27 protein-coding genes are annotated in these 26,721 nt (G+C 48.4%); 3 read left to right on the top strand and 24 right to left on the bottom strand.

The genetic code is table 11. From position 1 onward, the window contains the following. Window positions 1-305: 305 nt before the first annotated feature. The 14 genes from repA to APU11_RS25310 form a co-directional block, all read right to left on the bottom strand. Window positions 306-1,361: a plasmid replication initiator RepA gene (gene repA / locus APU11_RS25240; RefSeq protein ID WP_159174305.1), complete on the bottom strand. Its 1,056-nt coding sequence runs from the start codon at window positions 1,359-1,361 to the stop codon at window positions 306-308. A gap of 296 nt (window positions 1,362-1,657) precedes the next feature. After that, entirely contained in the window at window positions 1,658-1,900 is a 243-nt protein-coding gene (gene repC, locus APU11_RS25245; RefSeq protein WP_023893611.1) for an IncL/M type plasmid replication protein RepC, read from the bottom strand. A 68-nt stretch (window positions 1,901-1,968) separates the two neighbouring features. Continuing rightward, window positions 1,969-2,622: a hypothetical protein gene (locus APU11_RS25250; RefSeq protein WP_044706695.1), complete on the bottom strand. Its 654-nt coding sequence runs from the start codon at window positions 2,620-2,622 to the stop codon at window positions 1,969-1,971. Window position 2,623: 1 nt separating this feature from the next. Next, window positions 2,624-4,819, bottom strand: coding sequence for a DotA/TraY family protein (locus tag APU11_RS25255; protein ID WP_015062834.1), 2,196 nt, complete (start codon window positions 4,817-4,819; stop codon window positions 2,624-2,626). Further along, the gene (locus APU11_RS25260; protein ID WP_015060003.1) at window positions 4,812-5,408 is read right to left on the bottom strand and encodes a hypothetical protein; all 597 of its coding nucleotides are present in this window, start codon (window positions 5,406-5,408) and stop codon (window positions 4,812-4,814) included. The genes APU11_RS25255 and APU11_RS25260 overlap by 8 nt, the downstream gene beginning before the upstream one ends. Further along, window positions 5,405-6,613 (bottom strand): conjugal transfer protein TraW, encoded by a 1,209-nt coding sequence (gene traW, locus APU11_RS25265; protein WP_060578747.1) that lies wholly within the window; start codon window positions 6,611-6,613, stop codon window positions 5,405-5,407. Before traW ends, APU11_RS25260 begins: the two co-directional genes overlap by 4 nt. Then, the gene (locus tag APU11_RS25270) at window positions 6,610-9,660 is read right to left on the bottom strand and encodes a conjugal transfer protein (RefSeq protein WP_060578748.1); all 3,051 of its coding nucleotides are present in this window, start codon (window positions 9,658-9,660) and stop codon (window positions 6,610-6,612) included. Before APU11_RS25270 ends, traW begins: the two co-directional genes overlap by 4 nt. Next, window positions 9,657-10,151 (bottom strand): hypothetical protein, encoded by a 495-nt coding sequence (locus APU11_RS25275; protein WP_004187480.1) that lies wholly within the window; start codon window positions 10,149-10,151, stop codon window positions 9,657-9,659. Before APU11_RS25275 ends, APU11_RS25270 begins: the two co-directional genes overlap by 4 nt. A 45-nt stretch (window positions 10,152-10,196) precedes the next feature. Continuing rightward, entirely contained in the window at window positions 10,197-10,586 is a 390-nt protein-coding gene (locus APU11_RS25280; RefSeq protein WP_011091078.1) for a DUF6750 family protein, read from the bottom strand. 16 nt (window positions 10,587-10,602) lie between these two features. Further along, window positions 10,603-11,133 carry a conjugal transfer protein TraQ gene (gene traQ / locus APU11_RS25285; RefSeq protein WP_060578749.1) on the bottom strand — a complete coding sequence of 177 codons (531 nt, stop codon included), beginning with the start codon at window positions 11,131-11,133 and terminating at the stop codon, window positions 10,603-10,605. A 23-nt stretch (window positions 11,134-11,156) separates the two neighbouring features. Further along, window positions 11,157-11,861: a conjugal transfer protein TraP gene (traP, locus tag APU11_RS25290; RefSeq protein ID WP_060578750.1), complete on the bottom strand. Its 705-nt coding sequence runs from the start codon at window positions 11,859-11,861 to the stop codon at window positions 11,157-11,159. A gap of 11 nt (window positions 11,862-11,872) precedes the next feature. Continuing rightward, window positions 11,873-13,222 carry a conjugal transfer protein TraO gene (gene traO / locus APU11_RS25295; protein ID WP_015062830.1) on the bottom strand — a complete coding sequence of 450 codons (1,350 nt, stop codon included), beginning with the start codon at window positions 13,220-13,222 and terminating at the stop codon, window positions 11,873-11,875. An 11-nt stretch (window positions 13,223-13,233) separates the two neighbouring features. After that, complete coding sequence (locus APU11_RS27535) at window positions 13,234-14,385, bottom strand: DotH/IcmK family type IV secretion protein (RefSeq protein ID WP_072200522.1); 1,152 nt, start codon at window positions 14,383-14,385, stop codon at window positions 13,234-13,236. Between the two features lie 8 nt (window positions 14,386-14,393). After that, the gene (locus APU11_RS25310) at window positions 14,394-15,107 is read right to left on the bottom strand and encodes a DotI/IcmL family type IV secretion protein (RefSeq protein ID WP_239691347.1); all 714 of its coding nucleotides are present in this window, start codon (window positions 15,105-15,107) and stop codon (window positions 14,394-14,396) included. A 67-nt stretch (window positions 15,108-15,174) separates the two neighbouring features. On the opposite strand from APU11_RS25310, the gene APU11_RS25315 reads away from it, so the two are divergent. Together APU11_RS25315 and APU11_RS27540 are read left to right on the top strand one after the other, a co-directional pair. After that, window positions 15,175-15,585, top strand: a complete 411-nt coding sequence (locus APU11_RS25315; RefSeq protein WP_060578753.1) for an H-NS family nucleoid-associated regulatory protein — start codon at window positions 15,175-15,177, stop codon at window positions 15,583-15,585. Between the two features lie 28 nt (window positions 15,586-15,613). Next, window positions 15,614-15,769, top strand: a complete 156-nt coding sequence (locus APU11_RS27540; RefSeq protein WP_172693602.1) for an Hha/YmoA family nucleoid-associated regulatory protein — start codon at window positions 15,614-15,616, stop codon at window positions 15,767-15,769. On the opposite strand, the gene APU11_RS25320 is transcribed toward APU11_RS27540, so the two are convergent. From APU11_RS25320 to mobA, 8 genes are read right to left on the bottom strand one after another with little or no spacing between them, the layout of a single operon-like run. After that, window positions 15,770-16,282, bottom strand: a complete 513-nt coding sequence (locus APU11_RS25320; protein WP_011091071.1) for a hypothetical protein — start codon at window positions 16,280-16,282, stop codon at window positions 15,770-15,772. It lies immediately after the preceding gene. Beyond that, a complete protein-coding gene (locus tag APU11_RS29080; protein ID WP_239691348.1) occupies window positions 16,248-19,550 on the bottom strand; it encodes an LPD7 domain-containing protein in 3,303 nt (1,100 codons plus the stop codon). The genes APU11_RS25320 and APU11_RS29080 overlap by 35 nt, the downstream gene beginning before the upstream one ends. Window positions 19,551-19,574: 24 nt before the next feature. Beyond that, on the bottom strand, window positions 19,575-19,835 hold the full coding sequence (icmT, locus tag APU11_RS25330; protein WP_004187310.1) for an IcmT/TraK family protein: 261 nt from the start codon (window positions 19,833-19,835) through the stop codon (window positions 19,575-19,577). Then, complete coding sequence (gene traJ / locus APU11_RS25335) at window positions 19,825-20,988, bottom strand: plasmid transfer ATPase TraJ (protein WP_004187313.1); 1,164 nt, start codon at window positions 20,986-20,988, stop codon at window positions 19,825-19,827. The genes icmT and traJ overlap by 11 nt, the downstream gene beginning before the upstream one ends. Before the next feature lie 10 nt (window positions 20,989-20,998). Continuing rightward, a complete protein-coding gene (locus APU11_RS25340) occupies window positions 20,999-21,778 on the bottom strand; it encodes a type IV secretory system conjugative DNA transfer family protein (protein ID WP_004187315.1) in 780 nt (259 codons plus the stop codon). Next, window positions 21,775-22,275: a DotD/TraH family lipoprotein gene (locus APU11_RS25345; RefSeq protein WP_004187320.1), complete on the bottom strand. Its 501-nt coding sequence runs from the start codon at window positions 22,273-22,275 to the stop codon at window positions 21,775-21,777. The genes APU11_RS25340 and APU11_RS25345 overlap by 4 nt, the downstream gene beginning before the upstream one ends. Window positions 22,276-22,288: 13 nt before the next feature. Continuing rightward, window positions 22,289-24,268 carry a TraI/MobA(P) family conjugative relaxase gene (gene traI / locus APU11_RS25350; RefSeq protein WP_060578754.1) on the bottom strand — a complete coding sequence of 660 codons (1,980 nt, stop codon included), beginning with the start codon at window positions 24,266-24,268 and terminating at the stop codon, window positions 22,289-22,291. Next, on the bottom strand, window positions 24,255-24,572 hold the full coding sequence (mobA, locus tag APU11_RS25355) for a plasmid mobilization protein MobA (protein ID WP_004206923.1): 318 nt from the start codon (window positions 24,570-24,572) through the stop codon (window positions 24,255-24,257). The genes traI and mobA overlap by 14 nt, the downstream gene beginning before the upstream one ends. Before the next feature lie 276 nt (window positions 24,573-24,848). Here mobA and APU11_RS25360 point away from each other — a divergent pair, with 276 nt between their 5' ends. Further along, window positions 24,849-25,214: a hypothetical protein gene (locus APU11_RS25360; protein WP_060578755.1), complete on the top strand. Its 366-nt coding sequence runs from the start codon at window positions 24,849-24,851 to the stop codon at window positions 25,212-25,214. A gap of 500 nt (window positions 25,215-25,714) precedes the next feature. Here the strand turns inward: APU11_RS25360 and APU11_RS25365 are convergent, their stop codons facing one another. Together APU11_RS25365 and APU11_RS25370 are read right to left on the bottom strand one after the other, a co-directional pair. Further along, complete coding sequence (locus APU11_RS25365) at window positions 25,715-26,251, bottom strand: hypothetical protein (RefSeq protein WP_011091066.1); 537 nt, start codon at window positions 26,249-26,251, stop codon at window positions 25,715-25,717. Window positions 26,252-26,383: 132 nt separating this feature from the next. Next, window positions 26,384-26,695, bottom strand: a complete 312-nt coding sequence (locus APU11_RS25370) for a hypothetical protein (protein ID WP_004187333.1) — start codon at window positions 26,693-26,695, stop codon at window positions 26,384-26,386. Window positions 26,696-26,721 lie beyond the last annotated feature (26 nt).

The following is a 26,721-nucleotide window of genomic DNA, read 5'->3' on the forward strand; positions in this document are numbered from 1 at the left end:
TCCCCATTATCCACAGAAAATTGTGCCTGAATAACAGTGATCTCTTTATTGAATAAACATCTTTTTAAAGAAGTTAAGAGTGTATTGCAGCTTGCTTTGACCTCGATTGCAGGTGACTTTATTTCCTCCTTTGCGGATAACTGTGGATAGTGGTGATCTCGCTGCCGGTTATCCACCGGCGGCGCCAGAACATCAAAAAATCACGATGGCCACACGTTAAAACTGGAGGAAATTTGAGCAGTCCGCGCCGGCTGGCCAGCACGAAAACCGCCAGGCGGCGGTTAGAAAATTACAGGGGGAGAAAATCAGTGATAAGCAGGGGGGCCTGCTTCCCTCTCCAGCCCCAGATCGAGCTGATACAGGTGGCTGCGTACTCGCTGGGTAAACTGATCAGGCGACAGCGCGTGCAGTTCGTCTTTCGGCAGCGTCCGTATCAGATGAACGGACATGGCGTAAGCCCGGTCGTCATAGGGCATTTCTGCCAGTGCTTTCAGCTTCTTCTCGCGCTTAGCCTTCTGAGCGGCTTCACGCCGGCGAACCAGCGTGGCGTGCATCATATTCTCATACCAGCGCCGGCGCGCCGCTTTGACAGAGATTTCTTCCGCCTGACCATGCTCATCGCGGGTTATCCAGCCTGCAGCTTCAGCGGCCACCTGTTCGGCCTGCTCCGCATACAGCTTATCGAGATCAACGCCAATTATCTTCCAGAGCCGTTCCGTCAGCACGACATGCTTGGGGAACCACTTGCGGTTAAACGGGTCCCATGTGACGCCTTCGGGCAGCTCCAGTAACCCGTACTCCATCATGTGCTGCAGCAGCCGGCAAACCCGCGGAACCGTCACCTTCCGGATCACGTTCCCTTCACTGTCCTTTTCGCTGAGCTGCCACGCCATTTTGCTGAGGTTGATAGTGTCTATATGAGTTGCCCGATCAACGGTGCTGACCATAAGCGGCACGATGGCATCAAGCAGATTCTCCCGCTCCGGGCGGAAGTCCCGCTTCCGCCCGGCCTGCTCACGCAGCTGCACGAAATACGGGTGGCGGCTGATCCGCATACGCAGACTTAACGCGCCCGTTTTGCGATCGCGGCGAACAAGGCGGTTGTAGGCATGGCCAAGCTGGCCAGGGAGCTTTTTGAAATTGTCCGGTCGGTACCAGCTGGGTTCCGGGCAGAGACACGCCGTTGAGTGCGTACCGCGACGACGGCGGGTTTTGCGCACGGGTTTGGTGGCTTCATCAAGAAGCAGCTGCTGGGGTGATTCTTTAGGGGACTGGCTTTCAAGCCAGGAGATGAACTCCGGCGAAAGACCTTCTACTGACTCAATGTCAGAAAGCTGTAGGTATGGATTCTTTTGATTCACCAGCCCCTGCACATATTGGCCGGGCTGTATTGCAATAGGGTATGCATTTGCTATAATCCTTTCTGCCAGTGGGCAGTTTGCACCCCCTGATTCTATTCTGAGCCGGCCAAAGTTCTGAGATAGGATCAGGGGGTTTTACTTTTTGTGGCTCCTGCCACTCCTAAGCGGTACATCTCCGGGCCGCTCTTCCCGTGCTAAATTCTGTAATAACCCCGTAAGGTTATGTAAACGCCGCTTAACATATCATGCGTTTCTAAGCGGGGCAATACCTGCGATCCCGCTTTTACATAGTAAGATCACTCTTCAGAATCGTCAAATTTCAATCCGTCATAATAGCTTTTCACAAGAAATTCAATAACTTCAGCCTGAGTGAGTTTTTTAACTTTTGTGATCTCTATCAACATTCTTTTTGCATCTTTGGGGAGATAAAGGTTTAACTGGTCGTGTGTTTCCCGGATACGGTTCCGGTACTCTCTCTGGAACTCCGGGTTACTCTTCTGTTCCTGGCGCTCAGTAACTCTGTTCACTCTTCCTCCCACAGCATACGACTATAACCACCTGAGTATACATGAAAAAACCGCCTTTTCAGGCGGTTTGGAAGTAAACATCAATACGTTCGTGGTAGCATCCAACCTTCATCAAGCATAGTCTTTCGCCACTGGAGATATTTTTCACCCCTGTATTTTTTATGTTGCTCATGCATCCTGGTTAACATTTCCAGCTGGCGATATGCTAGGCCGGCATTGAGCAAGATTATTTCAACAGTAGGCACATGTCGGTTCCGAAGATTCACGACAAGTTTACTATCAGTATACTCCCAAGACTCAATTGTCTCGGCCTCAAACAAAATTCTCTTTTGCTTAATAGAGGCCTGTACAGCATAAAGGGCAGCAATCCCAACAACACCGGAGTCCATATCTATACCAAAATATGTTTTCTGAGCCGGCATGTATTGTTCCTCTTTAGCCGATGGATTAAAGCATCCATAAACTCTCATGCCTGCAACGACCTTTTTGACTCCCTTACTTTTTACCTGGCGTACAACATATGTGATCAGCATGGCATCGAAAACAAGTAGAGCAACAAACCACGCCAATGCCAGGCTTCCACCTAAAGTAAGAAAGCCAGAATATACAGTCAACGGAAGACTTATTGTTAAAATAACTATACTTATGGCTACAGACAGGCGTGACAGATAGTAGCCAACACCTTTTGATTTAGCCATGTTGTTATCGACAACAGTATACGAATATCCTTTCATATCACGCCCCCGCTATACCATCTTTGTCTTTATCAACCGTATTGGTTGGGTTGAAGTTCTTCGGCCCAGAAGGACGTCCACCTGTATTTTTAGCTCCACGACCAAATGCAGCAAACAGGTCGTGAACATGATTCTGCATATCACCAAGAATTGAATCGTTATGCTTGTTACCAATCCAGCTGATGACGTAGTTAGGCATCCTTGCAGGTAATGCAAATACCCTAGCAACCATACCTGTACACATCCTTGCATAGACAAAAAGGATACCTATCATTGACCAAAGGCCAGTTGTTGAATCTGCCTGTACATTTTCCATTGCTGTTTTGAAAATATAGTTAAGCGCGGTACCAAGAGCCACAATGGCCAATGATGCAAAAATGAACCCCATTACCATCAACAGTGGTCGAATCATCACATCTATCAGGAAAATATATCCATACGTTGACCGGTCCTCATTAGTTTGGCCAATGTTAATATGGGTAGCGGCCCACAATGAAGATGCAACGATACCAGTCAGCAAAGTAACTAACCAATCCGCCATTGCGACAAACCAATAGATAAATGGCACAAATGGAAGCCAAATTGAAAGCGTTAACCCTATACAGAACAGAGCGACTAAAATCATGTATACGATCGGAGCCGCAGTTTTAATTACACCCTTAATAATATCCTTACCTGAAGTGAAGAAATTAAGTAATCCCGCCCCCATTCCAGCAGCGTTATTACCATCTGCAACACTCATTGCGACATTAACAGCTCCCCAAGCAGCTAGACCACTCTCAGCAGTAAACATCGTGTAATCACCAATGGCTTTCATTTTCAACAAGGGATTCGTTACATCGCTGTATCCATCGCCAGTGCCGTAGTTTCTAGTGGCAAGCCATGAAGTAACATTAAAGTTGAAAATTTTGGTAATCAACGAATCTGCATCACCACTTTTTGCCGCTTCTTCGATGCCTTTATTGTCAATGTTCTGGGCTAAAGCATTATCAGCAGTACCTAAAGGGGGAGTGTAGGTACTGTTTTTCAGTTGTGAATGATATGCCTGGAACAGACCTTTATAATAGTCCGTAGAACCTACATCACCATCACCACTTATCCCTGATACAATAGGTTTCAGATTAGCAACGTCCTTCAGCTCAGTGTTAGCAGTTGCCAGGGTATGATAATAAATACCAAGATATAGCCAGCCTTTTTCCTTTATATCCGACTCCATTTTCTGGAGCATATCATTGCTTCCGGCAGCATTGTCTGCAGCTTGCTGTACTTGTTGTTGGTAATCTCTTGCTGCTGTCTGAATTGCAGTTTCAACGTCAGGCAGCTGCCCATCTCCGGAACGCATTTTAGACATATAAGCAGAGTTAAATTGCTCTGCTGTATTCTTCATCTTACTCCAAAGCGAGTCTGTAGCCTGCTGTTGAACTGCATAAACAGAATCAGCGTAACCACTGGAGAATACCGAAGTCCAACCTGTAGGTTTTTGTGGTAATTTAACAGTCCCACAAACAGCAGAACCATTGTCAACTGAAATTGAGTAACTAGAATCACCAGTATTAAACTTCATCTGGCTATTACTTTCATAATGTTGGCCTGAAGCCTCCATCTGAGCTAACCCTTGATTGACACCAAGAGCGCACAAGTTCATTTCGAACATTCCTTTAGCCACAGAAGCCATTTCTGGCATAACTGGCGTTATATAAACAGCTTTGCCACTCGCTAGTTCCGACGCTGTTTTATCTGCAATAACATTGGCAGAACCTACACCTATGATTGACCCACACCACAGGAAGAGGAGTTGTGCAACGGACCATCCAACAACAGTTGGAACCAAAAGGAGCCAGCCGAATGTTGTTTTAACAAAATTGAAGGCATTATTCCCATCACCCTCTATAAACTTCCCAAGTTGCCCTGCCTGATGTAGTTTTTTAATACTGATTATCGCCATATAAATCAGCGCTAATATGGCGATAACCTCATTCACTGTGAAAAATACGTTATTTAACAACCCATCACCTGACGGACTGAAAGGATTATTTACCACTTCACCAAAAACGGTATGCAGCATCTGACGTGACAAATCACCAGACCGTTTAGCAGCCTCTGTAATACTATCAATTCCCAGATCTGCAGAATATGCCGGGGTAATGAAAAGCGATAGCGGCAACAATGCGACCAATGAGTTTCTTGACTTATTCATGCGCCCCCCGAATCTGGCCAGCTTGTTCAAAATTAAATGTATTGCGCACACCGTTATCGTTAATAAAATGTCTCAATGTACCGAATTCTTCTTCAGAATGGGCCTCATTCCGTAATTGCCAACCTAAAAATTCATAAGTCATTGCTTTTACGAACGAGTAGATACAAACAGCAAACATTAAACCAAGTGTTAATGTCACCTTCAGAAGGCTTACATTGTATTCAGTATTAACAATCAATTTTACACAGCCAGCGATTAAAAACAGGGCAACAAAAACAGCTATAAAGAAGCAACATAACCAATATTTTTTATACTTACCGGCTTTAGCTAGATGCTGTTCTAAGGGGATAGAACTCTTTTTAACAACATCCTCAAACGACTGATTCGAAGCTGATTTTTCGTCCGGAGCTTCCAAATTTTTGATTTGCTTCTTAACGAAAGAAGCCCGCTCATTGAGCAGGCTGATAGATTCCCTTAGTGATTTCCACATAAACTGAATATCACTAATTCCGGTAATATGATAAACCGCTTTTTTCATGCGGCCGGGGGATTTTGTAACTTCTTCCCCTGTTTTATTTTCGTCGGTCATTTTCTGGATACTCCCGCGTTCACACTCTCCAGCTGTGCTGCCAGCATCGGTTTGTATGTTTGATATGCGTCGTTCGCCAGGATCTGGCCAAGCAGCACATTTTGTTTCTCCAGCTGCTGTTTGGTTTTCAGCACTAACCAGTTGTTCAGATTGGCGATATTGATTTGCTCACGCATCAAATCTTCGGTGTTCTTGTTGGTCAGCGTCGCCTGGTAAGCAGGGTTGCTGTAACGGCGACCTACTTCGAATTCCTCAAACTCTCTGGCAGACATACGGTTAAGCTGTTTCGCCCTGTTACTGGCCGTCGCCTGGAAATAGGATTCGACTTCCGGCACTTTGCGTGCATCTGCAAGCGCGGCATCAGTGGCCGGGTTCGGTTTGGAGTTGGCGATCATTTCCATCTGAGGTTGTGCGGCCGCGTCGGTGAGCGCCTGGTATTGCTGAATCATGCCCAGGTAAATTCGCCCGCTGGCGCCTTTAACTTCCCCACGACTCAGCTGACGACCAGCACTGCGCAACGCGGTATTTTTCATATAGCGCAGCGCCGCATCTGTCTGTTCATCTGTAAACGTCAGATCAGGTGCCTTGCCTTCTTTGCCGGCGCCATAAAGCAACGAGCTCAGTGAGGTATCAGCCCGCGGCATGTCAGATACACTTGGGCAGAATGAAGTCCCGCCAAATGCAGCATAATCCGAACTGTCGCAGTACTGGCTGTGAACTTCGGCCGTTGAAGAAGCGTCCACGTCGGTTGCGCGTGCCGGCACTTCAAAAATGGCCTTAACATCTTTCGCAGAACTGGCGCTTCCCAGCGTTCGCTGACCGCCAGCGGCCGCTGAGGATACCCCCGCAGCGCCACCGCCAATAGACTGCGCACATATATCATCCGGAACACGGTACTTATCCTGTGCCTGTAGCAGCCTGTCATTACGCTTTTGCTCGACTTCGAACTGTCGGTTAGTTTCAGCCACCTGCTGCATTAATGCTGCCTGGCGGTCGCCCTGCTGGCTGATCGCCGTACCAATGTTTATCAGCGTCGCCTGGATGTTACCTAACATGGTATTGATTGTGCCCAACGCCGGCATGACCTGTTGTGTAATGGGAACGCTACTGTTAACGTTAACCGTATAGGCAAATGCTGACTGTACGCTGAAGGCCAGAATTGAAACGGCCATCACTAACCGTTTTGCTTTTCCGATTTTTATCATCTGAATCCCCTTCTCACATCAGAAATGATTTCTTTAGCGAGCTTCATCGCCATAGTTTGTGATTCTTCTTCAGAATCACGTTCACCACCCTGATTGACTACCATTTCATCTATAATACTTGATGCACTTCCCATAGGGAATCTATTTGCTAACACTTCCCTTGCCTGTTTCGTTCCAAGCTCTTCATAAAGCACATCTCTTAATGCTCTGTCTTTTGCAGAAGAGTTCAAAGCCCAAAGCAGTTTTGGACCTAATGTATTTTTCAGAATATGGCAAATTAGACCACGTTTTGTTTTAAAAATACCTAGAAATGCAGTACCACTTCCGTCCGGATAAACCCCTTGCGGAAGCTGTCTGAAACGACGCAGGATATCGGCCGGGATGTTGATCTCTAATTGCTTCAGATACTCTTCATCCCCTTCCGTCAGGCGCATCATAAACAGGCTGTTCATGGTTTTAAGCACACTCGAAGGCATATGGCTCAGATACTGAGACGAGAACGCAGTACGGACATTGAATTTACGATCTTCAAGGTCAGCAGTATTCAGCGCATTTTGAATAAAGTCGATGCCGGCAAAGTTATGACACTCATCATAAAAGGTATGTTTAACCTCTTCTGAAAGCTCCCTGATGCGCGCCTGGTGATATGCCCTGTACTGCTCCGGTAAAGCAGGAATGAAGGTTTCTGCGGACTGAGGCAGGTAGTAGTTACGCACAGCCATCTGGCGCGCAAAAAGATACATAATGCCGGACTTGAGCTTACCTGCAGGTGTCGTTCTGTCACCGAGGACGTTTTGCATATCCAGGATCGCAATGCGAGTCTCCGGGCTGAAATCATAAACCGTGATCCCAGAGAAAATGGCATACTCAGCTGCAGCAGCCTGGAAACAACGTGCAACGAAGCCTACTACAGGCTCACTCCCATTAACTTTTACGTCAGCGTATTGGTTTTTAAATGATTCAGTTTGTAGTTCAGCAATAAAATCGTGAATGGTTGGCACAGCATAACGTTGAGCAACCGTCGCAGCATGAAGATATTTTTTAGCAAACAGCTTATCAACGACTTCCCACCATGTAGCTCTTTCAAACCAGTCTTCACCGAGCTCTTTATCCAGACCTGATTCTTTCAGAGCTTCATTAATCACCGGGTCGTTATACTTAAACAAGTTAGCACTTGAATGCGCTTTTGCTTTGTATACGTTTGATACAACCTTACTGACGATTTGGCCAACGCTCATTGCATCTGGCGGCTGGCCAATTGCCGGATCAATACAGAATGCGTTAAGCATCTGCTTTAAGAATACTTCCTCAAACTGCGTCAGATACCTTGAACCTAACTGCGTATCGCAGATGTTAATACAGTGCGATTCGTCATTGTTCAGGGTGATACTGGCAATCTGGTGACGTTTCTCTGCCGGCAGCTCAGCGCTAATCAGATCGGCGATACCTTTTGCACTGTAGCCCTTATCAATGATGGTCAGATAAGGCAGTTTTTTATCAGCCCGGTAAATCGAACTCAGGTTAAGGCGGTTGGCCAGCACGCTTTTACCGGAACCAGGAACACCGGTGATGACATCGGTAAATTTCTCCTGCAGGGGACTGGCGATTTGATAGGGGAACAGCTTGCCATCGAGCGTGATGAAGTTGATATTGCCTTTACCATGCCAGGGGCTGGCCGGACGTTCAAACGGTAACATCCGCAAGCCTTCACTCAACGGCGGATAATGCAATGAGCCAGGTGTGGCCGTCGTCAGCCCCGGAACGGATGCAATCAGTGCGCTACCTGGATTACCATACGTCCTGGACACACCTGATACACCCCAGCCTTCAATCGCCTTAGTTAAAGCCGCCAGGTTGCGTTTGGCTTCATCCTTAGTGTCACCCCAGGTGGCAAAGTTGATGGCCATGATAGCCGTTGGATCGGTTTCGCTCTGGGCCCCGACATAATCCATATCACGCGCGATAGTACCGAGTGAGGGAATGAAACGAAGGAAAGAGATGATCACTGATGGCCAGAACAGTGCTTTTTTGCCCCCGCCCATAAAGTCATATTTTATCCGGTACGGGATTTTCCGGTTAATCGCGTTGAATAACTGCTTAAATTTGACAGGGTGAAGTGGTGGTAACTCAAGGGCCACAGAGCCGTAATACTTGCCATCGCAGTAAATCAGGCCACCATCTTCTTCCAGTTCCCCTTCCATGATCTGGATATTCAGCCGCGGCGGCAGCACGGAGTCGATATTGCCTTTCCGTGGAGCGCCATAAACTCGCAGATTTTGGTCAAACGGCGTGCGAGGGTACCAGTTTTCTGATGTTGAGTTCCGGAACAGCATCTGACGCATCATTGCGCCGGCGTGTTTGACATCGAGGACATCAACCAGAAGCCCCATCCCCGACTCATCATCCCCCTGAAGCATACCAATCAGCCGCCAAAGCATCGCGTCATGCGTGATCTTCAAACCTTCAAGCTGAAATTCGATTGGGTTCTGACTGAAGCGAGTCTGCGGGATATCCTTCATTACGCCGGCAGCTTTTGCCTGCTCGTTTTTAAGTTCATCCTTCGCAATCATCCCCTTCGAGGTATACAGCACGATGTAAGCGCGTTCACGGCTGTAATGGGCAGCGATTTTTTTTGCGTCATCGGCGATCAGGTCTTTAATGTCTATCTGCAGGCGCTCTATTGCTGCTACCTGCGGTTTATAAACATTATTCAGCTCTTCCTGGTTCTTGGTAAAGTCGCGCTCAAACACCACAGACAGCTTATGGCCACTGTTAATAAAGGAATTCGACAACGAGTTTGAAAGGTGCATGATGAAGTCATTAAACGACTTCTCGTCAAACGATGATTTAGCGCCCTGAACCTCAATAACGGTAAGAAAATCGTTGTTCTTCGTGGTCAGTATGTACGGAGCCCTGATTTCAGGATGCTCAACGCGATCCTGCGACGTAAGCCCTACAACCGTTGTCAAATCACAGTATTTTAACGAGTCATTTGACGTAAGATTGCGTGAGATACCTTCGATCACATCCTCAAAGAAAGAAATCATTTAAAACCTCTCTTACCCTTGTAAATTTCATTCCAGTCACTTACATCCGGCAATTCGTCTGACTCTGCGACAGAAGTGACAAACTCATCGTCAAAATTCATGGGAAGTAACTGATGGTGTTTTTTTATCAGGTGCAGTAAATCGTATCCATCATCACTGCCGGTTTCGTTTAGAACTACGTCAGTTGTGCTGAGCAATATCTGTTTAAGTTTCTGTGCCTTTTCACGGTAAGAATCGTCCGTTGACTTTTCCGCCTTTGCAATTGAGCGAAACAACAGGCTGTAGAGTTTTCGGTTTGTATTTCTCTTCAGCAGAAGTCCGGTTTGAGTTTCTAGTTTCATTTTCTCCGGGTGTTCGAGCGACAGGCATACAGAGCAAAGCATTCTCTCTTTCTGTCCATCTTCTGCGAGGGAGAAAACATCTTTGCTCTTTATCCCGCACACATGGCATCTGGCAGGTTGTTCATTCCTGGTGAGCTTAAAATCTTTCATGGGGGAACTCCGGTATTGGCCCCGCAAGGCGGGGCCGAAGGGACATTACAGGGTTGCGTCAACGCCAACAGTTGAACCAACAGAAGAGATCCATGCGGTCAGGCCGACCAGGCAGGCACCAACAACCATTGACCAGAAGATGAAGCTGCCACTGATATCTTTCCCGCGTTTGTTTTTAAGGAAAAGAGAAACAAGCCCGACAATAAAGAACACAACACCAATGACTTTACCGCCGGTAATCAGACCAGGCTGGGTACTGGCAAGACCTTCCGTGAAGGTATTGATTTTCTCCCAGACAGTCGTTTCAGCCGCAGCCTCTTTGCTCAGTAATGCCAGCGGCAATACCACTAACGATTTTGCCACCGTTCCGCGCAGCTGATACGCTGCGATGGATGCAGATAATGCCTTGTCTTTGATAAGTTTAACAATTTTCATAAAGTATCCTTTTTGATTACCAGTGAATGTTTAATGTGCTCTGCAACGCATCGAGCGTTTGTGTATCGAACATCAGAAGTAGTCCACATACAATTTTCACAATGGATGCCCCTCTCGTACCCGAAGCTGACAGCTCCGTATGGCCCTCAAGGTAAGAGTCTTTCAACCCCTTTATACCCCTGTAAAAAAAGTATGCGCCGAGAATTCTAACAATCCCCAGCACTGCGTTGACTGCTGCGGCTCCCATGCCAAACGTAGATTCGCTCGCATAACTGATGGGTCCGAAGCTAACATCGCCAAATCCTAAAGTGGCACCGCCTGAGTTCATCTGTGCCTTCAACGTGATGAGGCATACACAGAAGATGATACCGGCAAAAATTCTGCCAACTTCCACACCTTTTGTTGAATGCCTGGCCTGCTTCCGCAGGCTCATCAGATATCCAATAACACCAATGATCCCAACGACTGCAGCGACACCTATGATTAGCCTTGTCAGCGGTTCCTGACCACCGTTAGCAACCTGAATTAATACCGATTCTAAATCCATAGTTTCGCCTTTTTGGGTCCTGTTTAGCGGATAAGGCCTTTACTTGTAGTAACGATTTTATTTTCAGTATCGATACCCGTAATGGTGACTCCGCCAAGTTGACTACCGACCTTCACAGCATACGTCTGGTTTTTGTATTTTACCCAAGCAAGATCGCCAGATAAATCATTAATTGAAAAACCTCTCAACAAAGGTAATGCCTGCGACGTTGCCCCCGAAATTGTTCCACTCTGATTACCAAATGAAGGCCCATAACCAGCGGCTTTCATTTTCAGTTCCTGAACCTGATTGTTCAGATTTTTGATTTGTTCATTAGCGCTTTGTAACTGACTGGAAAGGATCATCATTCCATTTTTAGAAGTTGATTCTATCGCGTCCAGCCGTTCCTTTTGCTGCAGCAAAATCCCGGAAATTTGCTCGCGGAAGTCACCAGAATCCTGCCCGGCAGGGGCAGCCTGTACGTTCTGACGTTGCCCTGAAGACTGGATCGTGCCATTCCCGGCCACAGGCGCAGTGTCACTATCGGAGCCCCCAAACAACCAGACTAAAAGCAGGATAGCTATGACAGCGATACCACCAATCCATGCATAGTCACTAATCTTAAGCGGCTTTTTGTTTGCTTTTGCTGCTGGCGTCACTGTCGGTTTTGGCTTTTCAGCAGGCTTGGCAGACACCGGTTCCTGGGCAGGAGCTGCTTCGTTTTTATTGTCTTCTTCAAACAGATTCATTATCAATCTCCTTAACGGTAATACGGGTTACTGGAGCCATACCCGTAGCCGGGGTAGCTGGGAAAGTTTTGCTGAGGGTAATTTGGAGCCGGTGGTTGTGGCATCTGCTGAGGCGGCACACTGGTGAGTGTCGGAGTAGCTTGCTGCTGCGCCTGCTCTGCAGAAGCATTTTCCATATTCTCGCCACAGTCGCTTTCATACACCGGCGCGACAAACTGGATGCCTATGAGCTGATTACGGTCAACCGTAACCTGCTTCACCGGCAGACGGGCTGCATCGTCAGCCAGGACACGCCCTGCCTGTTCACCCATCCCGCCAATAATGGTACCGGCTACAGCCTTCCCGTTCGGTGTGCCAGTTGAGCGGTATGCGTTCCCGCCGTCAGTGATAATCATCTGCGAATTGCTGTCCGCATACAGCTGACCAGTTCGGCCTAATCCGTTAGCGACAGCCGGCAGAATAATACGGCTGAACCAGCGGTTATTTACATTTGAGGAAACGGCCGCGCGCAACGAGTCGGAAGCCACGCCATACGCATCGACCTTACACTGCACTCCGTTCAGCTCCATGCCGGTGAAGTGAATTCGAATACCATCGCCGGCAAGACGGTTTTGGCCAGAATAGAATTTGGCGCCGGCCTGCGCTCCAGTTGGAACATGGGCAATAGCAATACTGTTCTGATCGTCACTGTCCATCGCCGTATCCATTACTGCCGGCACAAGCGTGTAAGCCGATACAAGTCGGGCTCCTTTATCTTTGGCCTTATTCTTCGCCCCCTGTTGTTTTTCAGCATCCGGCTTTTTGTTCTGCGGATAGACCGAATCGGTCCACCCTGAGAAGGTACCGCCGTTCTTGTCATTTCCTTCTGCTCCCAGAGGGGTTGCAAGAGCAACACCCGTGACAACTGGTGTTCTGGCCTGGTCTATTTTCTGCAGTAACGTAGCCACCGCTTTAGCCTGACGCTCACGCTCTTTCTGCTCAGCATCATTCGCCTTACTGTTATCGCCCGACGGCTTTGCTGACGATTCCCACGAATATTTTGGTGGCGGTGCTTTGGTGCCGTAATCAACGGCCACCGGATTACTGGCTGACAACGTGGAGATGAAGCTATCCCCTGTGAGAGCCGCTTTATCTGAATTATCAACATTCCACTCATTCAGCAGCTTGTTGTATTGGGGATCATTAGCTTTTTCCCTGCCAGTTTTCCCTTCCAGCCCCTGGGCTTTCACCTGCGACCCACCCGTTGCCGGCTCATCTGATGAGCCAAACAACCAGTACCCTCCCAGAAGCGCCACCACTGCAGCAGCACCACCGACGTAGAGCATCATTTTTCTGGTTTCTTTACCTTTATCTGTAGCCATCGTCGTTCCCCTTAATTCAGCTCAACTTCAACGTCACGCGCCTGACCATTAACAGAAAAAGTCAGCACTGGTGTTGCCGGCAGCACGTAAACATGTGTGCCATCGATAGCGGAAAGCGTTTTTTCAAACTCATCCTGCAGCTGCATGTTACTTCTGACGTAGAGCTCATCACCGATCTGCCAGACTTTGGTACTCCCTGGCGCGTTTTTAAGTTTCAACCGCTGAGCATCTTCAGGCGGGATGCCATCGAGCACGCTCTGCAGCTGCTTGTCATACAGTGAGATTTTTTTCTCAGGCGTAGCGGTATAAACCGGTGTGTCAGGACTGCGCTTCGGGATACGGAGATCCAGACGATAATCAACATCAACGGTTTTTGATTTAACGGAGGGTTCTGCCCCCTTCACGTTAATAATGACCGGCGTGGCCAGCCCCTTCAGAAGCACTGTGATGTTCCCGCTGGCATAGGCATTGGTCGGCTGGATTGTGAACACCGCCGATCCTGGAATATAGCCAACACACAGTTCACCACCTGAAGCACAGGGACTCGCATTATATGGAGGGGCACCTAATACCCAGGGGTGTCCGGTTGCATCTGAAAACGTCACTGTCGTTGCCTGGTTTGGAAATACCCGTACCTGCGGAATGGATGCGCCAGCTGACAGTGATACCGTCTGGCTTGAAATTCGTGGGATCGGCGTTAATGGTGAGGTTTTGGCCGCCGCGCTCATATCTTCCATTGCGCTGCGGGCCGACCGCACCTGACCAGGGGTAATAGGCTGGATCTGCTGCAGAACAGGTGCAGGTAACTCTTCCAGTGTCTGCGGATTAACATGAGTAACCTGCTGCTGTGGTGGAGGAATCTGCGGCATGGGTGCAGGAGGCAGTGCAGTCGTTGGCCGCTGTTGGGCCTGTGCCTGTGGTTGTTGGCCTTGCGCCTGCTGCTGACCTTGTTCCTGTGCTGTTTGCTGTGGAGGCTGTTGCACCTGTGACTGCTGATTTACGGGCAACCCGGAACTGGCCTGCTGCCATTGAGCAATATCACCACCAGGCACAGCTGGCGCCGTTTGCTGCGGTGCTCCATTACCAGTTGGTGCATCAGCTGCAGATACAGAATTTGCCGAAAACAGTGCGGCCATAAGTACAGTTAACAGTTTAATCTTCATGATTGACCTCAGTAGTTCCGGGGTTTGAGAATGGCCTGCGCTACTTGAATACCCCGTGGATCTTCGTCTTCTTTGACGCGGCGTACCTGAACCATCAAATCGTAAGGTTGTGGTCTGTAGTCCTGAGCCTGACCAACAAGCTGAACAGTCACCGGAATGCGGTATTGCCAGGCATAGGTTTTGGTGCCACGGATAAGACCTTCCGTGATCAGGGTTCCAGGAGTTGTGGAAAGTTTTACGTTCAGACGTTTTTCACTGATATCTTTCAGCAGCCCACTATCGGACAGCGCTTTACGGAAACTAACGTACCCTTCAGCGCTAAAATCGCCGCGGACGCTGGTTAATTGGTTTTCGTAATTCACAAAGTTCAGTGAAAGCGATTTGATCATTGTACGGTTGGCAAAGTCCATCACCTCTTCCGCCGTGTAAGCGGGTTCATCGGTTGGATGAACTTCTGTGATCATGCCCCCATTCGTTGCAATATATTTGGTTTTTTTCTGGTGAAGCCAGTAACCCTGAAGACCAATGATAATGATTGCGACTAATATGATTAGCGTTTGAATCAAAATTACTTTTAAACCATGTTTCGATACGATTTCTTGTACCGTTCGGTTACTCTCTTCAGCCAGAGCTGGAGCAAGGGCGTTGCTGCCATCATCAACGACTGAGTTTTGATCCGAGTCAGTTTGATCCATAATATTTTCACCATTTTGTGTTTTCATAGAGTTTCTCTTTTCAAAAGTTTGTGTTAGAAAATCACGCAGATCGTTAATGAACAATGAGGTATACATGAGCGAACATAATGATTACGAATCCTGTGCAGTTATCATGTGCGAACGACGAAAAGCCACCGCCGTTTTGCGCAAAATCCCGCCAGAAAACCTTGAACAACTCATTAATATGTGGTCCGACATTGCACAGGGAATGATCGAGAAATTTAGGGAAGAACAGAAGGCCACTGAAGAGAAAGCCGCAGCCACAAAGCGGTTCATGGAAGAACACAATATTACGGCTGATGAAGCTCTCCAGATCTTCGAAAATCTCTTTGGTCCGTCCACGAAAAGTAAATCCACTTTTGGAAAAGTGAAGTACCGGATCGAAGTTGATGGAAAGTCCATAACCTGGACAGGAAAAGGTCGCCGACCTGCAGCGTTTGCCGAGATGAGCGACGATGAGCTCAAAAAATATGAAATCAGCTGAAGACTGGCTGCATACTGTCAGACGTTTCATGAATGAAGATTCGCTTGATACGTATGTAGACTCAAAACGTGATGTTCTACCTGCCACAGAATTTATGCGTTTACTAACCGCGGCGGAACACCGCCGCGTTGAAATACGAACCGGCAAGCTATTCGATAAAATCCCGAAAGGACTCTTCCGGTAGTTACAAATGGAACGGGAATGCATCACTGTTTGCATCCTCACCACTTCCACTCGCAGCTGCAGGATTGTTTAATTGCACATTTTTAGAAGATGCGTTGGGCAGGATACCTGACGTATCTGGCAGTCGGGATGAAATCGTTGACCACGGGTCCAGCGTCGTATTAGTCAGGCTCCCCCACTTCTCATTAATCTTCGATTTAACCGTATTGCATACCTCATCCTTCACCTTATCAATAATGTCGCTGATAGACGGAAACTGTGGGATTTTAAGTGATACCGATAGCGACCCCAGGCACTGTCCGAGAGAATCAGACGTACTGGATTCGCTTTTTGCGGCGTTGTTAATCCTTTCCACTTCCTGCTTATAGGCAGCATCTGCACCAGCTTTTGCCAGTTCGTATGCTGCACAGGTCTGTGTGGCTGCAAATGAGCTTACAGAAATGCAGGAAAACCCTACTGCAACGAGTAGGGTTTTTGTTTTATGGCCGAGGCGCTGACTTTGCGACTGGTGCATGAGTCTGTTCTCTCCTTTCATCATCTTTTCTTTTTGCAGCATTTGAAGGATGAAAAAGCTGCTTCATTACTGTTTTGTTTTTTACCTCATCTGAGGCCGGTTGTAAATGCTGAGGCTGTTTTTCATTTGCAATTGTGTTTTTGTAAAGCAGGTTTTTACCACCCTGATCAACATGGCCATAGCCGTGCAAAACAATTCCACTTTCTGCATTCTTATTTATTGCTGAAAGTGTCATATACGTTTTCCAGTTTCCGTCTTTATCAATACGCTTGTTCACTTTACCAATTACGCTATGGTACTCGCCAGATTCCTTATCCTTTGCGATCCCCTGCATGAATCCTTTACGAGACTCAACAAGGTAATAATCCGGGCGTTCGCCTTTTTTATGCGGTGCGACCAGCAAAGGTGTACCCGCGGTTTTTGACTCTTGAGGGAGTTTATAGCCTGTGGGTTTAGTCATGCTTTCAGGAGCTGGCTTACCATTCGGCAGGAACCAATACAGTTCTTTTTCAGGCACGGCCTCACGGCTGAGATCAACACCGGTAATCTGCTGAATTGTTGTGCGGAGCTTCTGAAAGGTTGCAGCATCATACGGAACCAGTTCAGAAGGCTTATAGGCCTGTTCATTCCCTGCTGTTGGCTGTGGGTATACAGGTTTTACTTCCCACTCATTACGTTTGGTCTGGATAGTTTCATAACGAACGATCTTGTTGCTTTCATCACGGACAGGTGCATTCACCTCAACATCCACAAATCCCAGCTTTCTGACTGTAACAAGACGTTCGGTGTCTACACCAGCATCTTTAACCGCTCTCTCAAGGTCTTTCCCCCAGAGTGTCTTCTCTCCATGTTCATTTTTGAGGGTGACAAAGTAGTTCATGGATTCATCATCTTTCCACTCATACTTAGCACGTCCATGCGCGACGATAACGCCTTTCTCCCAGGATTCACCCGCAGCTTTATCTTCCTTTTGAGTATCAGATGCATTCTGCTTCTTCGGCTGTACAGAGGCCGATTCTTCCCAGCGCATTCCATTCTGCTGAACTGATGAATTTGTCTTTTCGTTTGCCCCTTCCTGCTTATTCGCATTTGAATCAGCAACATTTTCTTTTGCCGTTTCTTTTGCTGTTTCATTTGCTTTTTTGAGTTCGAGCAATTTAACCCTTTGTTCTGGGTTAGTCAGTTTCACCTCTATGTTGTATTCACTGATAAGGTTAAACACTCGCTCTTTAAATTCGTCACTGCCGGTGATTTCAATACCACGATGATGTTGCTTATCCGCGGTTAGAACGGCCGCCAGGATCATCTCGTCACTCTGGCTGGCTTCAGGGGTAGCCATACGCAGATGTGAGCCGTAATCGTAAAACGCATCCTGTCCATCAAGCGTATACGCCGTATAGTCTTTCTCTGCTCTGTACCCAAACCGGGCAATTAACCCTTCCAGGTCTATACGTTCTTTTGGGGGCGTTTCTGCATTATCGTTGGTTGCCCAGCGTATGCCGTTTTCCAGTTCTTCGTTTGTTTTTTTCTTCTCCTCGGTTTCATTTTCAGCCGGGGCGGTATTAGCTACAGATTCGCTGGGCGCTATCCTTTCAGGCTTTTGCTGAGCGGAGTCAGTTGTTTCACCGCCAAAGGCCATCATAGCGGCATACGCCTCAAGATCACTGGCGCTATTACTCTCTTCATCATCGCCGTCTCGATCTGTTGGTGCGGTGTATTCCGGTTCAGCAGCTGCAGGGGTGCTGGACACCGGCACAGCTTCCTCCGGTTCGTCAGCTGCAGGGGCGCTGGCCTCCGGCGCGGTTTCCTCCGGTTCAGCAGCTGCAGGGGCGCTGGCCACCGGCGCGGTTTCCTCCGGTTCAGCAGCTGCAGGGGCGCTGGCCACCGGCGCGACTTCCACCGGTTCAGCAGCTGCAGGGGCGCTGGCCACCGGCGCGGCTTCCTCCGGTTCAGCAGCTGCAGGGGCGCTGGCCACCGGCGCGGCTTCCACCGGTTCAGCAGCTGCAGGGGCGCTGGCCACCGGCGCGGCATTTTCAGGGGCTGCAACGGCAGCGCTGTCAGTCGAGCTGTGATTAACGTCAGTAATGTTCGGGTTATCAGTCGGCATAGTGTCTACCCTGTTTATTTGATTAATGGCTCCTTCTACCTGCAATCTGACTTGCTCCAGCCCTTCAGAGACATGCAAATCGTTGTAGTCAGTAAGCCCTTCTTTCGGGTTGCTAAAGGCAGGGACCAGAACATGGCCGGCAGTCAGCTCTGCAGCTTCTGTCGCTTTTTCTAGTCCAACGTTCTCGTCTTTATAAATGTCATTGTCAGCAAGGAAGTAATGAGTGCTGTTTGGAAAGGCGTCTTTCAGGCGGCCAGCAACTTCCACCATGTTGCCGGCATTAACCGTCATGATCACAGGCTGATTGATGGCTTCGCTGATACTGGCTGCTGTCGCATATCCCTCGGCATAAAGCAGGTTGTCACCATCCTTCAGTTGGCCACCCACAACGAAAAAACTCCCCCATGCCTGGCCGTCTTTTTCAAGGTGTTTACTACCGTCGGACCAGATGCGCTCAAGGGTCCTGAACTCGCCATCAGCATTAAACAGGGGGATCACAACGTTGCCCCGCTCATCAGCTTTAAGGCCGTTAGCGGCAATGACCTGTTTGTTTTTCAGGTATGCCAGATCTCCCGTGGCATCCGGAAGCCGGTTATATTCTTCCATCAACCGGTTAGCAGTCTGATCAAACTTATCCGCTTGCGCTGCAGCTCTTTGTTCACGCCTTGCCGCAGCATCAGCACGGAGCATGGCCATTTGTTCAGGGTTAGGGGCTGCGCCGGTAGATACCCATTTCTGAATTTCACCACCGTTCTTATAGTCCCTGTACCACCCTGCAGGTCGGCCATCCAGAAAGGCGGCATACACCCCCTTTCTTGAACCAGCTTTACCGTCCACGGTATCGACATAATGCTTCTGGCCATCGAACTCTATGGGGTCTTTGATAATGGCACCGCGCTCTTCAAGCCACGCCGTAAATTCATCTTCAATGGCTTGAATATCCAGGGGCGGTTCTTCGATCACTTTATTGGGGTCAAAAATCCACTCTTTCAGCCGGCTCAGGTTGGCCCCCGGCTGTGCATACCACACCTTTTCTTCCTTCACGTAGTCCAGAGCATTACTGCCATCAGCCAGTTTGCCGGCCGCACGTATTGCACGTTGGCGATCGTCAAAGGGAATACTCAGACGGGTTCTTTCAGTTGCAATTTCAGGTTTCGCCATACTGTCTACCCCTGTAGTTATGTGTTATCGCTGAGAGCGCCGGTACCACCACGGCCGCCCGGTAAGTTTTTTCCCGCGGATAACCCGGAGAATGACCTGGTACAGCACCGGTAACGTGTAGCCCATCATGGCCAGCAGAAAGTAAAAGAGAACCACACAGGTGCAGATAACAAAGGTTTTTACTGACGGGAACGGAAACCAGATGAAGTACACAAGAAACGAGATAACAGGCACACCAAAAACCGTCAGTGGCCGGCCGGCATAACGCCATTTGTTAATGTCCATACTTGCCCTCTTTTAACGCCAGATAGTCCATATATCCTGCGACCTCGATGACTTCCGCTTCGTCGATCAAACCTTCCTGGTGCATTGCCCAGGCGTTCTGAATCAGACTGCGGTTTTCAGCGATCAACAGGTCGTCGATGTAGCGGCCCCACTTGCTGTAATCAACGTCATAGAGTTTGCGGCGCAGGCTGTTATCAATGACGAGATATTCACGGACAGCCTTGCGCCGGCCGTCTTTTGTTTTAAGCAAGCGTTGCACGATGATGTAAGAAAGGATACTCAGCAGGTCAAAGGCGGCAGCTTCACGCATTTCCGGCGGATAGTTCTGCAATGATCGGGAAATGGCTTCTCCGACCGTTTTGACGTGCAGTGTGCCAAGACAAAAGTGGCCGGATTTACCTGCCAGTACAGCAGCTTCAAATGACAGGCGGTTAAGGAGCTCACCAACCCCCATAATCTTAGGAGAACGACGGAGCCCGGAGAGAGTGATAAAATTGTGGAAGGAATCAATATCGCGCCCAATCTGTGACTGTGCCGGCGCCGGAGCAATCCAGTCTCGACTTCCCAGGCGATACTCGATGGGATCTTCAACCGTGATGATTTTCCGGTCCTGGTACGTTTCACCGCAATACTGGAAGATGCTGGCCATCAGGGTTGACTTGCCCGATCCCGTCTCGCCGCATATCAGTCCGAGGCCGGCAGCCGGCAACAGAGAATTAAACAGGTCCGGCTCAATACCCATTTGTTTAAGCTGAGGAATAACCTCATTCAGAACACGGAGTGTCAGAGACATTGCCGCTTCTGTTTTATAAATATCGGCCTGAGTAAAGTTCGCGCGGAACCGGCGGGTTTCGCCGCGGCCGAGTCCAATCGTGCCCGCTTCATCACCTCTTAGCTGGATAGCGGTATTAACGACCGCAGCACTTTTCAGCGTCCCTTTGATCTCCTGACCGAACACCTTATCAACGGTACGTTCCAGCTCCAGGTTGTCGAGCGGGTAAGATGTCATGGGCAACTGGCGCCCATGACGTTCTACCCAGATTTTATCTCCGCCCTGCAACAGAATATCGGACACTTCATTGTTTGAGCAGTGTACGAGAAAACGTTCCAGCGTCTGGGGCGTCAGCGTTGGACCAAAATTGAATGCTTCCATCTACTGCCCCTTAACGTATGGTCGGTTTCCAGCTGCGTTTGTTGATGTCAAACTCAGCTTGCTGCTTCATACGTTTCGTTTTATCGCCCAGCATGAGGCGGTTTTTATCCCCTGTAACTGTTTGCTGCTGCTGTGTGATGACTGGAGCCTTAATCATGCCCTGCTGCAGTAGCGTGCTGTAGCGCAACATGCCGGTGTAATCCCGTGTGAGGCGATTGAAATTAGCAGTGAATATCTCATCAGCTTTTTGGCGACCGTCAGACCAGCCCAGCGCGACAGCTTTTTTCCAGATATCACGTTGTTTCCCGTCCTTCGGCATTGCAGCCGGTTCAGGCAATTCGATCCGCTGCGCCATCAGCCCGGTCAGAAGATAGCTTTTCCAGGTCGGTGGGTTACTGACAAAGCGCGCCGGCACCACAATGTCATAGGCACGGTTGGCCGTTCGGATTTGCTCATTGGTAATGTGTGCAACGTCTTTAGCTTCAGCAATGACCGGAGGCAGGTAGCCTTCAGAAGAGATCAGCGGCTGGAACGAATACATGTAATCAAGGTTGCTGCGCTGATTTTCCAGCGCGGCGCGAATTTCTTTAGCGCGTTCTGCCTTTCCGCCGCGAAATCCAATGGTGTGCGCTGCGTCGTTTAGCATACTGCCAGTAACATCGGCCTCATCGTCACTTTGGCTTGGCGGGTCCATGTAGTAATCCAGGCCTTTAACATCGGAGTCGTCCGCGCGTGCAACGTTTGCAGCAAGTAGCGGTAACGTCAGAAGCACGATCAGTTTAAGTTTCATGGGCGGGTCCCTCTGAGGAATGAACCTTTCTTCGATGGTGTGAGGTAAAGCAGCTGCAGTTCACCGGGTTTCTGGTTGATGGTGGCACGGTACTGCGTTTGTTGTCGGATCAGGGTCAGCAACTGTTCAAACGTAACCTTCGAACCACCAACATCGATATTGAGTGGAAGCGGTAACTTGATCCCCTGGCTGGTGAATTGAAGGCCACGCTGTTTAGCCAGTTGCTCCAGTAATTCGTAAGCATCACCCTGCCAGCTCACACGAACATACTGACTGTTTGCATTGATAATGGTAGGGAATTTGTAACGGGTCCTGTTAATGGCTCCAGCCTGGTAAAGCTCATCCTGTGCGAGTTTTATCTTAATGGCTTGCTCACGCAATTCCTGATCTACCAGCTGCTGTGCAGAGATTTGTTTTTCCTTTTCGCTTTGAGAGGCACACCCGGCAAGAGCTAACACAGAAACGGCCGCGAGGACCGTTTGCATTTTGATTTTCATTTCTTACTCCATTTTACTTCGGATTGAATTTGTCGTCGCTTTCACTTCTGAATTGCATTTCATTTTTACTATTATTTTGCTCACGAATCAAACGATGTTTCTCGTTTTGAGCATACGCCTGCTGAGCGGCATCTGTGAAGTTAATGCCCTGCGCGACAGGGTGATTGTGGTTCACAGCTGCATCGACGATACGATTACAGCACAGTTCCTTAAACTCGCCGTCACCATCAACACGAACAGATTTGGCTTTACCAGCAATCGTTAATGCAATTGCAAGGTCAGCCGTTTTCTCTTTGTCGATTCCATTACTTTCTGTCAGCACAATATGACCACGATCAGCCGCTACCGGTTTACCGTCGCGCTCAAAGATAACAGTACCGTCTTTCAAAAGCCGTGGCTTGACACCATGACGTGCTGAGGCCATTACGGCCACATCATCACGATCATGACTGGTGATGGCGTTAAAGGTACGGTTGAACCCGATCTGCTCAACCAGTTGCTGTTTATACTTCTCCTTCTTCCTGGAGGAATAGGCAAAGCCCCTCATTTGGCAGAGCGCTGCCTTATCACCCTTCAGTGCTTCCTGTTCGACCCACTCCCGGTAAGAAAGCCGTGGGTTAGCCGCCCTGAAGCCGTTGCGTTCTTCACGCAAGCTAAGACGCAGATTGGCAACCGCCTGCAGGCGTTTGAACTCAGCCAGGTTGTACATCAGCTTTCTGGTATGAGGATCTGAAACAGAATGCCGGACGTTATTTTTCACCAACCGGGTATGTTGGGCAATTTTCCGGTATTCATCGGCGATGCGATCCTTATCCGGAGAATATATCGGTAAATTGTTCCGGTAGGCGCGATAGCGACCCTTGAGCAGCATTCTTTCTTCTGCGCGCTCAATTTTACGCTGCAGACGTTTATTGGCATCTCGACGATAAGCACCAGGGGTATATGCGGTTTTAAATACCGATACTTTGGCCGGTTCAATATGTGAAGGCTGGTATTCACCAAAGCGCTCTTCCATCGACTTCAGGGTATATTGTGCCTTGTTAAATACCAGACTCGCCTTAACAGCCGTCTTCTGGTTTTGATGTTCGTGGGTAATTACGTAGCCCTTTTTCCCCTGTGCTTTTTCGACACGAAGACCGATGTCTGCAAATGTCTTATGCACATCATCCCAGCTTTTGGCTTCACGAAGCCCAGCTGAAACATGGATCAAGTTTTGACGACTACCGCCTACCTGTTCATCACCAACGATATAGCGATAGAGCGTTTCAACCCCCTCTTTATTCTCCATCTTGTTGATGCGATCGAGTGAGCGCCAGTTGCCCCGCTCTTTCTTGCTGTGAGGGTTCCGGACAATCTGTTGACGGTCATTAACCACATATGCACCGTTTGAATGGGACCAACCATTCTTCAATTCCAGTAAGCGGCACGCCTGGTGAAGTGTGTCTTTGGTAAAGCTCGATGAGGCTGCTTTATATGTCTGGGGATTGATGCGATTGACAGCAACATGCACATGCAGGTTATCTGTATCCCGGTGGATGGCAGCAACATACTGGTGATCGGACATGCCCATCGATGCCAGTGTAAACTTCACTGAATCGAAAACCTGATCATCATTCGGCTTTTCATAGTCAGGCCATGAGAGAACATAGTGCATAACCGGATCTTTACAGCGTGTGCTTTGCTGAGAAACTGAATTCATTTCCTGTGCTGCACCATCGAGCGAGAAGGTATTGTACTGGCAGGTAACATCACCAACCACAACACGCTGTACACCTGGCTCAACATCCACCGGTGTGCTGATCACTTTCTGCTTACGGGTCAGGTAATTGTTTAACCCTTCGAACATATCCGATTTAACAGCTAAAGCCGTCTCAGGAGTAGGCTGAACTGTATCAGTCAACTCCTGAGACGGCTTGTCTGCCATGTACTTAATCAGCTGACCAAAGCTGGACTTTTTGTCCCTTCGGCCCTCAATGATTTTAGGTATCACCATCCATCTCCTGTTGCAGTTTCTGTGCGGCCTTTTTGACCTCAATCAGAATCTCTGAATACTCCTTGCTATGAACCCCGGCACCTTCGTTAAACAGATGTTTTTGAAGGGCTGTTATCTTTACAAGAGCGGCAAGTGCATTGTAATTCCCTTTCGATTGAATGCGCTTTCCAAGCCCAGATTTGATAAGATATTGACTAAGACTAAGCCCTGCTTCATGGGCCTTATTGGACAATGCATCTTTAATTTCTGCTGTGCAGCGGAAATGGATTTGTGCATCTGTTTTTCGTGACTCACTACGACTCATCTAATAGCTAACCTCGTTAGGGGGTGTCGGGGCTTGCCCTGACCAAGACGTTTTTGCGTCACTGCCGGCGTGCCGGCGGTGTACCAAAAACACATCTTGTCCCGTACTTAAATACCTCATTGAATTCTACCATCGGCGAGGTTTGAAAGCCAGCAGCGAAGGGCCTGGCAGGCAGAGCAATTGAATCGTGCCGGGCATCATGTAAAATCACCCGAATAGCCTTGATCGGTTTTCTCCGGTTCGGCATGGCCGATTTTGACATTATTGGGAGGGCATATGCCTGCAAAAAAGAAAGCATTTTATAGCAGTGAGGACATCGGAAAATTCAAAAGCATTCTCGACGACTTGCCTGATGTGACGTCAGAAAGGCTTGAGAAAAAGCACGTACTCGATGAGCTTAAATCTGACATTAAGAAGCTGAAAGATTCGAAAGGATATGAAGATAAAGAGATACTGAAATTCCTCAACGATGCGGGTTTTTCAGACGTTACATTACGTGATATCAAGGACATTACTGCCGGACGAGTTGGAAAAAAAAGAACCAGCAACAACCGAAAAAAAATCACTGGAGTTCACGAAGAGCAGCGCACACAAAATGGCTCTACCGGTCAGAATCCTGACGCTTCAGGTCCGCAGTATTAACCTTCACCTTTCACATATAGCATCCCACATTATGATATAGCTCCCGGCCTGTCAGGCCGGGCATGGGTGCTGCCTGTTCGTGTAATTGTGCGTGCATACTTGTCACCGTTCCGGTGACAAGGGCACTCATTGGCCGGAAAAAATTTTCCGGTTCCGCTGCGATGCAGCGCTCAATGGTGCGCACGTTCAGGACCACGATCCGCCCTTGATCCCGATAAATTTACAGGGAAAGGAGTCCGGGCACGGATATTAAAAAGGGGCGCATACAGCGCCCCTGAGACAGTTACAGATTACATCGCGGTTTCTTTAATCCGCCGGAACACTGCCAACCAGAAACGGAAGTGATCCCATTGCGCTGCGTTCATCGGATGCGACTTTGTTTGCACTCCGTTTGCGACATCTTCAGCATAGTGTATAATCCACAACGGCATTTTGAACCTCACAATTTAAATTGCCTACCCAGCCGGATTGTTGGCGCAATCCGGCACCTTTTCTGGATTTCAATGATTCATCACCTCCTTCACATCCAGAACCAAAAAGTTATCGTTAGCGTGACGCTGCCCTACGATGAAAACAGCATCAAAGCGACTTACTGCAACTACGTTTAGTTTGCCTGTAACCTCCTTTCCGTTGATGTTGATGGTTTCATAGAGCACCTCGTATTCCTTCGCAGAATCGGAATACTTCTGCTCTTTCCAGTTTTCTATCTGTGCGATCAGCTCCGGGGCCAGCTGCTGACGAACACGGTTTAGTTCATAGTCACGATTGAGAATCAGGCGGTAATCTTTAATTAGCTGGTTGATAACCTTGTTCTCATCCCACTCGGATAGCAGTGGGCACTGTTCGCACTGTATAACACCATCTTCAATCAGTTTTTCTCTGATGCCATTAACTACCTGTACAGCACTTAATTCACTGTCATAGTTCTTTTTAATTTCTTCGCTTCCCGGATATACCATAGCGACATCATTAAAATGGCTTACGATTAATTCTGACACAATAAGGGTATAAACCTCATAAGGGTATAAGGTCGCCATAATATTCTCTCCACGTTATTTACAGAGCGTTTTAATCAATATCCACTTTTAAACTTCACGATTATTATACGTCTAATGAGCCATTACAGGCAAGAAAAAAATGCCCCTTTTCGAGGCATATTTTTAACCGGTTTACCACTCCCAAACGGTCAGTTCTGGCACCTGTTCTGCATCCCGGTCAAACCAAATCCAGTCGAACCCGGCACCATTTAACGCGGCTATATTATCCAAAGCACTTGCACTGATCCCCGCCCTGGTTAATTCCACTCGCCATTGTTCAGTAGCAGAAATACGCAATATCCACCCATAGCGATTTTTCTCGATCCAGAACAAACCTTGACCGGACAAGTCATCGTTACAGACCTTGTCCAGTAGTTCCGCGTCTTCTTTTTTTACATGGCCGGTACTGACGACCGCCACCCGATATTGTTCACTGATATTCATACTCCCCCCTCTGGATTGGCGGCCCG

Source organism: Enterobacter sp. 50793107 (assembly GCF_001463365.1).
Taxonomy (GTDB): domain Bacteria; phylum Pseudomonadota; class Gammaproteobacteria; order Enterobacterales; family Enterobacteriaceae; genus Enterobacter; species Enterobacter cloacae.

Coding starts and splice junctions, on each gene's coding strand:
- APU11_RS25250 (WP_044706695.1), bottom strand. CDS start 2,622: ATGAAAGGATATTCGTATACTGTTGTCGATAACAACATGGCTAAATCA.
- APU11_RS25255 (WP_015062834.1), bottom strand. CDS start 4,819: ATGAATAAGTCAAGAAACTCATTGGTCGCATTGTTGCCGCTATCGCTT.
- APU11_RS25260 (WP_015060003.1), bottom strand. CDS start 5,408: ATGACCGACGAAAATAAAACAGGGGAAGAAGTTACAAAATCCCCCGGC.
- traW (WP_060578747.1), bottom strand. CDS start 6,613: ATGATAAAAATCGGAAAAGCAAAACGGTTAGTGATGGCCGTTTCAATT.
- APU11_RS25270 (WP_060578748.1), bottom strand. CDS start 9,660: ATGATTTCTTTCTTTGAGGATGTGATCGAAGGTATCTCACGCAATCTT.
- APU11_RS25275 (WP_004187480.1), bottom strand. CDS start 10,151: ATGAAAGATTTTAAGCTCACCAGGAATGAACAACCTGCCAGATGCCAT.
- APU11_RS25280 (WP_011091078.1), bottom strand. CDS start 10,586: ATGAAAATTGTTAAACTTATCAAAGACAAGGCATTATCTGCATCCATC.
- traQ (WP_060578749.1), bottom strand. CDS start 11,133: ATGGATTTAGAATCGGTATTAATTCAGGTTGCTAACGGTGGTCAGGAA.
- traP (WP_060578750.1), bottom strand. CDS start 11,861: ATGAATCTGTTTGAAGAAGACAATAAAAACGAAGCAGCTCCTGCCCAG.
- traO (WP_015062830.1), bottom strand. CDS start 13,222: ATGGCTACAGATAAAGGTAAAGAAACCAGAAAAATGATGCTCTACGTC.
- APU11_RS27535 (WP_072200522.1), bottom strand. CDS start 14,385: ATGAAGATTAAACTGTTAACTGTACTTATGGCCGCACTGTTTTCGGCA.
- APU11_RS25310 (WP_239691347.1), bottom strand. CDS start 15,107: ATGAAAACACAAAATGGTGAAAATATTATGGATCAAACTGACTCGGAT.
- APU11_RS25315 (WP_060578753.1), top strand. CDS start 15,175: ATGAGCGAACATAATGATTACGAATCCTGTGCAGTTATCATGTGCGAA.
- APU11_RS27540 (WP_172693602.1), top strand. CDS start 15,614: ATGAATGAAGATTCGCTTGATACGTATGTAGACTCAAAACGTGATGTT.
- APU11_RS25320 (WP_011091071.1), bottom strand. CDS start 16,282: ATGCACCAGTCGCAAAGTCAGCGCCTCGGCCATAAAACAAAAACCCTA.
- APU11_RS29080 (WP_239691348.1), bottom strand. CDS start 19,550: ATGGCGAAACCTGAAATTGCAACTGAAAGAACCCGTCTGAGTATTCCC.
- icmT (WP_004187310.1), bottom strand. CDS start 19,835: ATGGACATTAACAAATGGCGTTATGCCGGCCGGCCACTGACGGTTTTT.
- traJ (WP_004187313.1), bottom strand. CDS start 20,988: ATGGAAGCATTCAATTTTGGTCCAACGCTGACGCCCCAGACGCTGGAA.
- APU11_RS25340 (WP_004187315.1), bottom strand. CDS start 21,778: ATGAAACTTAAACTGATCGTGCTTCTGACGTTACCGCTACTTGCTGCA.
- APU11_RS25345 (WP_004187320.1), bottom strand. CDS start 22,275: ATGAAAATCAAAATGCAAACGGTCCTCGCGGCCGTTTCTGTGTTAGCT.
- traI (WP_060578754.1), bottom strand. CDS start 24,268: ATGGTGATACCTAAAATCATTGAGGGCCGAAGGGACAAAAAGTCCAGC.
- mobA (WP_004206923.1), bottom strand. CDS start 24,572: ATGAGTCGTAGTGAGTCACGAAAAACAGATGCACAAATCCATTTCCGC.
- APU11_RS25360 (WP_060578755.1), top strand. CDS start 24,849: ATGCCTGCAAAAAAGAAAGCATTTTATAGCAGTGAGGACATCGGAAAA.
- APU11_RS25365 (WP_011091066.1), bottom strand. CDS start 26,251: ATGGCGACCTTATACCCTTATGAGGTTTATACCCTTATTGTGTCAGAA.
- APU11_RS25370 (WP_004187333.1), bottom strand. CDS start 26,695: ATGAATATCAGTGAACAATATCGGGTGGCGGTCGTCAGTACCGGCCAT.